The sequence below is a fragment of the Halodesulfovibrio spirochaetisodalis genome, from assembly GCF_001672295.1.
In the GTDB taxonomy this organism is placed as follows: domain Bacteria; phylum Desulfobacterota; class Desulfovibrionia; order Desulfovibrionales; family Desulfovibrionaceae; genus Halodesulfovibrio; species Halodesulfovibrio spirochaetisodalis.
In genome coordinates this window covers 75,158-83,133 of record NZ_JXMS01000015.1, presented here as the reverse complement: position 1 = coordinate 83,133, position 7,976 = coordinate 75,158, and the positions used below count along the sequence as shown (strand labels likewise).

8 protein-coding genes are annotated in these 7,976 nt (G+C 47.6%); 3 read left to right on the top strand and 5 right to left on the bottom strand.

The window, feature by feature from the left end:
- The first annotated feature begins 411 nt into the window (after window positions 1-411).
- Complete coding sequence (locus tag SP90_RS09845; RefSeq protein WP_066855227.1) at window positions 412-1,191, top strand: IclR family transcriptional regulator; 780 nt, start codon at window positions 412-414, stop codon at window positions 1,189-1,191.
- Window positions 1,191-3,626: an acetate--CoA ligase family protein gene (locus SP90_RS09840; RefSeq protein ID WP_066855225.1), complete on the top strand. Its 2,436-nt coding sequence runs from the start codon at window positions 1,191-1,193 to the stop codon at window positions 3,624-3,626. Before SP90_RS09845 ends, SP90_RS09840 begins: the two co-directional genes overlap by 1 nt.
- Window positions 3,627-4,031: 405 nt before the next feature.
- Here the strand turns inward: SP90_RS09840 and SP90_RS09835 are convergent, their stop codons facing one another.
- The 5 genes from SP90_RS09835 to SP90_RS09815 all read right to left on the bottom strand — a co-directional run bounded on the left by SP90_RS09835 (window position 4,032) and on the right by SP90_RS09815 (window position 6,716).
- Window positions 4,032-5,054, bottom strand: coding sequence for a tRNA dihydrouridine synthase (locus SP90_RS09835; RefSeq protein ID WP_066855221.1), 1,023 nt, complete (start codon window positions 5,052-5,054; stop codon window positions 4,032-4,034).
- A gap of 8 nt (window positions 5,055-5,062) precedes the next feature.
- The gene (gene yfcE / locus SP90_RS09830) at window positions 5,063-5,608 is read right to left on the bottom strand and encodes a phosphodiesterase (protein ID WP_066855218.1); all 546 of its coding nucleotides are present in this window, start codon (window positions 5,606-5,608) and stop codon (window positions 5,063-5,065) included.
- A gap of 23 nt (window positions 5,609-5,631) precedes the next feature.
- Window positions 5,632-5,994 carry an Hsp20/alpha crystallin family protein gene (locus SP90_RS09825; RefSeq protein ID WP_066855216.1) on the bottom strand — a complete coding sequence of 121 codons (363 nt, stop codon included), beginning with the start codon at window positions 5,992-5,994 and terminating at the stop codon, window positions 5,632-5,634.
- Window positions 5,995-5,999: 5 nt separating this feature from the next.
- Window positions 6,000-6,413, bottom strand: coding sequence for an Hsp20/alpha crystallin family protein (locus SP90_RS09820; RefSeq protein ID WP_066855212.1), 414 nt, complete (start codon window positions 6,411-6,413; stop codon window positions 6,000-6,002).
- A 99-nt stretch (window positions 6,414-6,512) separates the two neighbouring features.
- Window positions 6,513-6,716, bottom strand: coding sequence for a Trm112 family protein (locus SP90_RS09815; protein ID WP_066855209.1), 204 nt, complete (start codon window positions 6,714-6,716; stop codon window positions 6,513-6,515).
- 393 nt (window positions 6,717-7,109) lie between these two features.
- Here SP90_RS09815 and SP90_RS09810 point away from each other — a divergent pair, with 393 nt between their 5' ends.
- Entirely contained in the window at window positions 7,110-7,976 is an 867-nt protein-coding gene (locus SP90_RS09810) for a PHP domain-containing protein (RefSeq protein WP_066855206.1), read from the top strand.

The following is a 7,976-nucleotide window of genomic DNA, read 5'->3' as shown; positions in this document are numbered from 1 at the left end:
CTGAACATGCGTTAAAGTTTTATAAAAAAATTTTTTTTATTCACAGCTATGTTAGTACGTGCTTACAGCGAATGAATGGGAAAAAAAAGTGTCTTTCTTTTTTTTTCTACAGTTTTTTTTCAAAAAGTTTCTAAGCAGAACATCAGAGTACACATGTCGACAGTTAAAAAGTATGAACAGTGTCATGCAATATTTTAACATTTTACGATTTTGACATGGCATTTTTTTTACAATTATGAATTTTTGTCGCTAAAAAACTATTGCCGCAATGAGAAATTCATTTTTGTTTTATATGTATTGTAAATTCAAAAAATATGACGATGGCATGCACGCTTGCAGCGTTGCGTTGACAGCAGCTTGAGGGAATGTATACTTTTTTGAAAACAATTCGATAATGTCGAGGAAGTGGCTATGTCCCAACAATCTATTGAACGTGCAACCCGAGTGCTCGGGTTGTTTACTTTTGAACATCCAAGCTGGCGTGTGAGCGATATTGCTAAGACTCTTGATCTTGCAATCGGTACAACGCACGGCATTGTGAAAGCACTAGCGAATAGTGACTATCTGGCGCAGGATCCTGCGACCAAAGAATATAAATTAGGCTTGAAGCTCATGGAACTCGGATCGTTACAGTCCGCAACCTATGAGCTAAACCGTAAGGCTGCGACACCTGTTACCTACCTTGCCCAGCATTCCAATACGATTGGGAGGGTTGGTGTGCTGTACCATAATGCGATTTTGACCACACTGAGCACAGATCATCAGGAATGGCATCCTTCTTCTTACATCGGCCCGACTGTTCCTGCTTATTGCACAGGTATGGGCAGGGCAATCCTGTCACAGCTTCCAATGCGTGAGCTTGTGGAACACTTAGCTACCGTACAATTGCTTCCCTACACACCTAAAACTCTTACTGACCCGGTGGAACTGCATGAAGAGATAAGCGCAACACGTGAGCGTGGCTACTCTTTGGTATTCGGTGAAACTCTTATTCACCTGAATACAATCGGTGCACCTGTCTTGGGGGTAGATGGTAAGGTTATTGGAGCAATTAGCGTGAGTGGCACCAGCGATATTATTGGCCCGGAAACAGATATTACAAGCTTTGCAAACCGGCTCCTGGACGTTGCATCAGAGATTTCTGTGCAAATGGGCTACAGGGCACAGCCAAAATTTGTGGATGAAATATAATGCAGAATTACGACGCCTTTTCGCACGCGAAGACTACCGCTAAAATTAATTTTGACGCGATTACTGAGATTTTTACACAGGCGCATGCAGAGGGAAGAACCTCCTTGTTCGAACACGAAGTGTATCGTGTTATGGAGAGTATCGGCTCAGAAACGCCTCCACAGGTAAAACTTATCCCGCGGGGGACACGGCCATCAGATGACGACCTGATGAGCATCCCCGGGGAAAAAATCGTGCTGAAGATTGTATCGCCTACCATTGTGCATAAAACAGAGGTCGGTGGTGTGCGTATCGTAGAGCGCGAGCCTAGTAAAATTCGCTCTGCTTGGCGTCGTATGATGTATGAAGTTCCCGAAAAATACGCCCGTTGGATTGAAAGACATCCTGATGCCTCTCCGGCTGAGTATGCTGGCCTCTCCGGTACAGCTCTGGAAGAAGCAATTGCTCTTGATTTGACTGGAGTACTGCTTGTTCAATTTATGCCGCCTGATTCTGATGCATTTGGTAATGAACTCATTGTAGGTATCAGACGTACACGAGAGTTCGGTATGGTACTGAGCGCAGGGCTCGGTGGAACTGATGCGGAACTCTATGCAGAACGCTTTAAGAAAAGTCAGGCAATAGTCGCAGCCTCTACGAAGCTGACAGACGGTGAATCCTTTTTTAGCTATTTCAGGCAGACAATTTCATTTGAGAAATTGGCAGGTCGCACCCGTGGGCAGGAACGCATAGTTTCTGATGATCAACTTCTTGAATGTTTTGATGCCTGCATTCTGCTTGCAAACTACTACTCCCCGACGAACCCAGAGGCACCATTCATCATTGATGAATTTGAAATCAACCCGTTTGCTTTTACTGATTTCCTTATGGTTCCACTGGATGGACTTTGTAAATTTTCCTTGCCTGAAAAAGCAACAACACCGCGCCCTGTAGCAAAAATCAAAAATTTGCTGCACCCTGATACGATTGGCATTATTGGTGTGTCAGCATCCCGTGAAAATTTTGGGCGTATTATCCTGCGCAACGTTCTGGCAGAAGGATACCCAAAAGAGCAGGTTCGCATTATCCGCGACGGTTGCGAAGAAATTGACGGTGTGCGTTGCATCCCCTCCATAGATACAGACGGAAAACTCGATATGCTTGTTGTGGCGGTTCCAGCCCAGCATATTCCTGTAGTTGTCGACGAAGTTATCGAAAAAGATGCAGCCAACAGCGTCATGTTGATCGCCGGTGGCCTTGGAGAAACAGAAGAAAGTTACGAGCGTGCGCAGAAGGTTATTGCCGATATCAATAAGGCGCATGAATCCAGCGATGGCGGACCGGTTTTTATCGGTGCGAACTGCATGGGGATTGTTTCCCGTCCGGGCGGATACAATACATGGTTTATTCCTGAAAACAAATTTCCACGTAACGGGCTTGGAACTCCACGCCGGGCAGCACTAGTCAGCCAGAGCGGAGCATTCATGCTCTTCGGTCTCAGCCGCTACCCGCATCTTTCCCCGAATTACATGATCTCAATGGGAAATCAGACTGACCTTACTTTGGGCGACATGGTTACCTACCTTAAAGATGATGACAACGTGGATGTTATTGCTGTCTACGCTGAAGGCTTTAATGATCTCGATGGATTGGCATTCTGTCGTTCAGTGCGTGAAGCCGTTATGGCAGGCAAAGAAGTTGTATTCTACAAAGCTGGTCGAACACCGGAAGGAAAGTCTGCAACAAGCGGACATACCGCATCACTTGCCGGTGACTACATGGTTGCAGAAAGCTGTGTGCGTCAAGCAGGTGCCGTGGTAGCCCAGACTGTAGAACAGTTTCAGGATCTGTTTGTGTTAGCAGAAACACTGCATTCAAAAAAAGTTGAAGGTAATCGATTAGGTGCCATCAGTGGTGCAGGGTTTGAAGCAGTAAGCATGGCGGACAGCATTGATGTGGGCACATTTACCATGAAGCTCGCACCGTTTTCTGAAAAAGCAGCAAACGGGTTCCGTACTCTTCTTAAAGAAAAGCGTCTGGAATCACTCGTCTCCGTGTCAAACCCGATGGATTTGACTCCGGCAGGGGATGACGAACTCCACGTTGAAGTCGCAAAAATTATGCTGGATGAACCAACCGTTGATGCAGTTGTGCTTGCGCTGACTCCACTCAGCCCAGTCATGCAGTCTCTGGATACAGAGCAGGGCGATCCGTTCAGCATGCACAATGAAAAGAGCATCCTTTCCCGTGCAATGGAACTTGCCAAGCAGTCAGACAAGCCACTCGTATGCGCATCCGACGGCGGTATGTTGTTCGAACCAATGCGTGAAGCATTGAATGAAGCAGGTATTCCAGTCTTCCAGACTGCAGACAGAGCTGTGTCGGCGTTAGCTCGCTATGTTCAGTCACGCCTGCATGCAAAGTCTATCCGTTGTGGTGGATGCGGTATCCGCTAGTTGGGCCTTCGGCGAGCAGGCGGGCGCTGCCCCCTGCACCCCCGCAAGGGGACACTGTCCCCTTAACCCCTGTTATGGGAAAGTTGAGGGGGGGAGTGTTTTGAGTAACTATATAAAAAGTATGACGAAAATATAATCGGAATGAATTTTCGTACAAAAAACAAAAAAGGGCTGTCCTTATTCAAAAGGACAGCCTTTTTTATTATCATTGTGGAAAGGTAGGTATGATTGAGCCGCGTGAGAATGTTAGTAACGTGCGTGGCTCGAAATAACCTCGCGGTCGAGGGGGCGTCCCCCTCGTGGGGTGCAGGGGCAAAGCCCCGCCCGTCGGAGACCCGCCGGAGGCATCCTTCCCCGAAGGCTGATAAACACGTATCTAGCGGTATTACCACGTAACAGCTAAGATTATCTGTTCATCATAAGCGCATTAAGGCTTTTGGAAATTTGCGGAATGCGGTCACCAAAGCAGCGCTCTGCGTTTGCACGCATTGTTTCCATAGAATCTCCGGCAATGAGCTGGCCGAACAGACGGTTGCCGAAGGAGAAGTTTGCGGCAAAGTACATGCAGTATTTTTTATAAAGCTTAATAGCGCGGGTTGGGTCGTACCATTTTTCTATTTGATCCAGAAACATGAAGAGTGTTTCTTTGTATGTTTCCGGTGTTGCCTCAAAACCTTCACTGAGCTCAGCAAACATCCATGGTTTGGAGATGGCAGCGCGTCCGATGGCGAGTCCGTCGCAGTTGGTGCGTTCTACCATAGCGTTTGCTGAAGCTACATTCCACACGTCGCCGTTGCCGAAGACTGGAATGGATACGGCTTCTTTTACGAGTCTGATATCCTCGATTCGCGGCCGTTTTGTGCGTCTATCCGGTGCGACTCGTGGGTGGAAGGTGAGTGCATCTGCACCTGCTTGTTCCAGCATTTTTGCGAAAGCGACAGCCGGTTCCGATTCGTTTTGCCAGCCTGTCCGGAATTTGACGAACAGGGGGAGATCAACTGCTTTCCGTACTTTCTCTACCATTTCGCACGCACGATCCACATCGCGCATGAGGTCTGCGCCACATTGTCTGTCGACTATCGGTGAAACAGAACAGCCCATGTTGATATCGACGCCAAAGAAGTTTTCTTCTTGAACGCGCTCTGCGGCAATTACCATGTCATCCGGTGCTGCACCGAACAGCTGGCAGACCAGCGTAGGTAACTCTTCATCCTGCCAGTTGAATACAGGTGACTTGTGACGGTTTTCAGTAGGGACAGCGCGGGCACTGCACATGCCTGTGAACAGCAGACCGTAACCGCCGTAATGGGCAGCAATGGCGCGGTAGGCAATGTGCCCAAGTCCTGCCATGGGTGCAAGGCACAGGCGGTTTTGTATGGTCTTGCCGCGTAAGGTAATAGGCGCGGAAAAAGATTCAGCAGCGTGCATGAGTGCCTCTATAATGTTTGCTCAAGAATGCAGGTTTCGTCGAGTTCAAGCACGCGGAAGGTGTTGCCTTCAAACGTTGCATACGTAGGGCGGTCACTCTGTTTAGGGAGTGAGCAGGAACCGGGGTTCCAGATGTTGATGCCGTTTTCGTCGGTGTACGCTTTGGGACGGTGCACATGTCCGTAGACAAAGGTGTCACCAGCAGTAAGCGGCGGCAGGTTTTCAGGATTCCACAAGTGTCCATGTGTCAGAAAGATGCGTCGACCGTCTGCAGCAAGCCATGAGAAGTCGGACATCATCGGAAAGTCCAGCACCATCTGATCAACTTCTGCATCGCAGTTACCGCGCACTGCGATAATTTTATCTTTGTAGCTGTTGAGCAGCGTAGCAGTGGCTTTAGGGTCGTGCCCCTCAGGGAGAGGGTTACGCGGGCCGTGGTACAGCAGATCCCCAAGCAGGACAATGAAGTCCGGGTTGAGTTTTTCTGCCTTGTCCAAAACAGTTTTTGCACGGTCGTAGGAACCGTGCAAATCTGAGAGAAATAAAATTTTCATTAACTGTGTGTGTCTTTGCTATGTTATAGGACTTCGATTTTTATGCGCTTTGGCGGCGCTTCTTTCCGTTTGGGAAGATAAATCGTTAATACGCCATTTTCAAATTTAGCGCTTACCTTTTGTTTATCAACAAGTTCGCTTACTTCAAATCTGGCAAAGTATTCTACTTCACCAAATTCCATTGAGTGTACCCGCTCACCGGAAGTGAGGCCGAAATCTGATTTGGCCTGAACGGAGAGTTTGTCGTTTTCGATATCTAAATGCAGCTTTTCTTTTTCTACACCCGGCATGTCGAGGTAGAGATAGAAGCCATCTTCGCGCTCAACAAAATCTGCATGTGGTTGTACCCGTGGACGCTTTCCAATTCTGTTAGGTATCTGTTGCATAGCTGCTACCTTGGTTGAATATGGATTGTGCGCGGCTGCATTGCCGTAGATTTAGGAAGCTGAACAAACAGCATGCCGGATTTCATGGTGGCAGTGATGCCGTCTTTATGGATCGGTACGTTGATTTTTATCAGTCTCTGGAACGAGCCGGTAGGGCGTTCCTGCTGATGATATTTCCCTTGAACAGGTTTTAATTCACCTCTGAGGACAAGGGTGTTGTCTTCAATAATCAACTCCACGTCTTCCATTGCAGCACCCGGTAGCAGCGCTCGAACAAACACGCTTGTATCATCTTCACTGATGTACAGTGGAGGGAACGTGGCGCGTCGCGTTGCAGTTGGTTGCGGGTCGTGCAGATCATTCATCAGTTTGTCGAACAAATGAGGGAAGTCGTAAAACGATCCATAATTGATAACCATAATCCGGCTCTCCTTTCAGCATCTATCATAAACAGAGACAGGGTTCCGTCAAGATACACAAACGTACAGGGACAACATCAGATCGGGGCAAAAAGCAAACTATTTACCGGTTTCTCTGGCTCCGTTGTCCCATGCTTCTTGAGAAATAGCTTCTTCCACCAGCATAACAGGAATATCTTCACGGATAGGGTACACAACGCTACATTTAGCGCAGGAAAGTCCGTCTTTATCAGCAGTAAGTTCGAGAGAACCCTTGCACTTAGGGCAGGCAAGAATTTTGAGCAAATCAGCTTGTACAGTCACAGGGCGACTCCTTAAAATAAATATACACACGCTGTGTGTAGAACGGGTAGTATACGCAGTTACTCTATGTACAGCAACAGGAAGCGCAGTGGTATAATTTTATGAAAATATATCAGATTAATGACAACTTCGCATATTGCGCACCATTACGAAAAGTCAGTCTCTCACAGATGTCTATTTTTGCTATTCCCTGACGTATTCTTACACCTTGCTCTGCACAGATTTGTTTCAATATGGATGGGTGAGAACTTTGCCTGTAGTTTCAGTGTGTCACACGAGCTGACTGAACACTGTCATGTATTCGCCATTTGACAAGGCGTAAATCGCGGGCGTAATTGTGAAGGTGAAAGAGAATACACACATTGTTACATAGTTCTAAGAATGGAAGGAATTATGGCTCGTACTTATATAGATTTACATACGCATTCTACTGCGTCCGATGGGAGTGATTCTCCTGAAGAACTTATACAACTTGCCAAAAAGAGCAACGTTACCACTCTTGCATTGACTGACCACGATACCGTTGCCGGTGTTGAGGAAGCAATGGAAACAGGCAAGGAGCTCGGCGTAGACGTTATTCCCGGTTGCGAACTGGGGGTAAAAACAGACTTTGGCGAAATTCACCTCATTGGCCTTTGGCTTGATCCCAAAGCGGAAAAGCTGCAAAAGGTGATGGGCGAACTGCGTGAGTACAGAGCTGAGCGGAACAAGATCATTGTTGAGAAGTTGCAGGCTCTCGGTATGGACATCACGTATGACGAGGTGCTCAAAGCTGCTGGTGAAGGCTCTGTAGGACGTCCGCATATTGCACAGGTGCTTGTCAAAAAGAAATACTTCAAGAGCGTGAAGCACGTATTTGAAGAAATGCTCTGCGACGGTGGCAAAGCCTATGCACCTAAAAAAGTGCTTAGTCCTGTTGAAGGAGTAAAACTTCTGAAAGAGGAAGGTGCCACGGTTTCATGGGCGCACATGTGCATTCATGGACGTTCGGAGGAATATCTTAACGACATGATCGCAACGTTGAAGCCGCATGGACTGGATGCATTGGAAGCCTATCATAGTGAACACGGCGATGCCGCAACAAGACTTGTGGTGGAACTTGCGACAGTGCATGGGCTTGCACTCACGGGCGGTTCGGACTATCACGGCGCGGTGAAGCCCAACATTACGCTCGGTCGTGGTAAGGGCGGGTTGTATGTGCCGCACAGTGTGCTTGATAATTTAAAAGACCTACGCCGGAAGCAAGGGCTTCCTGTTTAA

Coding starts and splice junctions, on each gene's coding strand:
- SP90_RS09845 (WP_066855227.1), top strand. CDS start 412: ATGTCCCAACAATCTATTGAACGTGCAACCCGAGTGCTCGGGTTGTTT.
- SP90_RS09840 (WP_066855225.1), top strand. CDS start 1,191: ATGCAGAATTACGACGCCTTTTCGCACGCGAAGACTACCGCTAAAATT.
- SP90_RS09835 (WP_066855221.1), bottom strand. CDS start 5,054: ATGCACGCTGCTGAATCTTTTTCCGCGCCTATTACCTTACGCGGCAAG.
- yfcE (WP_066855218.1), bottom strand. CDS start 5,608: ATGAAAATTTTATTTCTCTCAGATTTGCACGGTTCCTACGACCGTGCA.
- SP90_RS09825 (WP_066855216.1), bottom strand. CDS start 5,994: ATGCAACAGATACCTAACAGAATTGGAAAGCGTCCACGGGTACAACCA.
- SP90_RS09820 (WP_066855212.1), bottom strand. CDS start 6,413: ATGGTTATCAATTATGGATCGTTTTACGACTTCCCTCATTTGTTCGAC.
- SP90_RS09810 (WP_066855206.1), top strand. CDS start 7,110: ATGGCTCGTACTTATATAGATTTACATACGCATTCTACTGCGTCCGAT.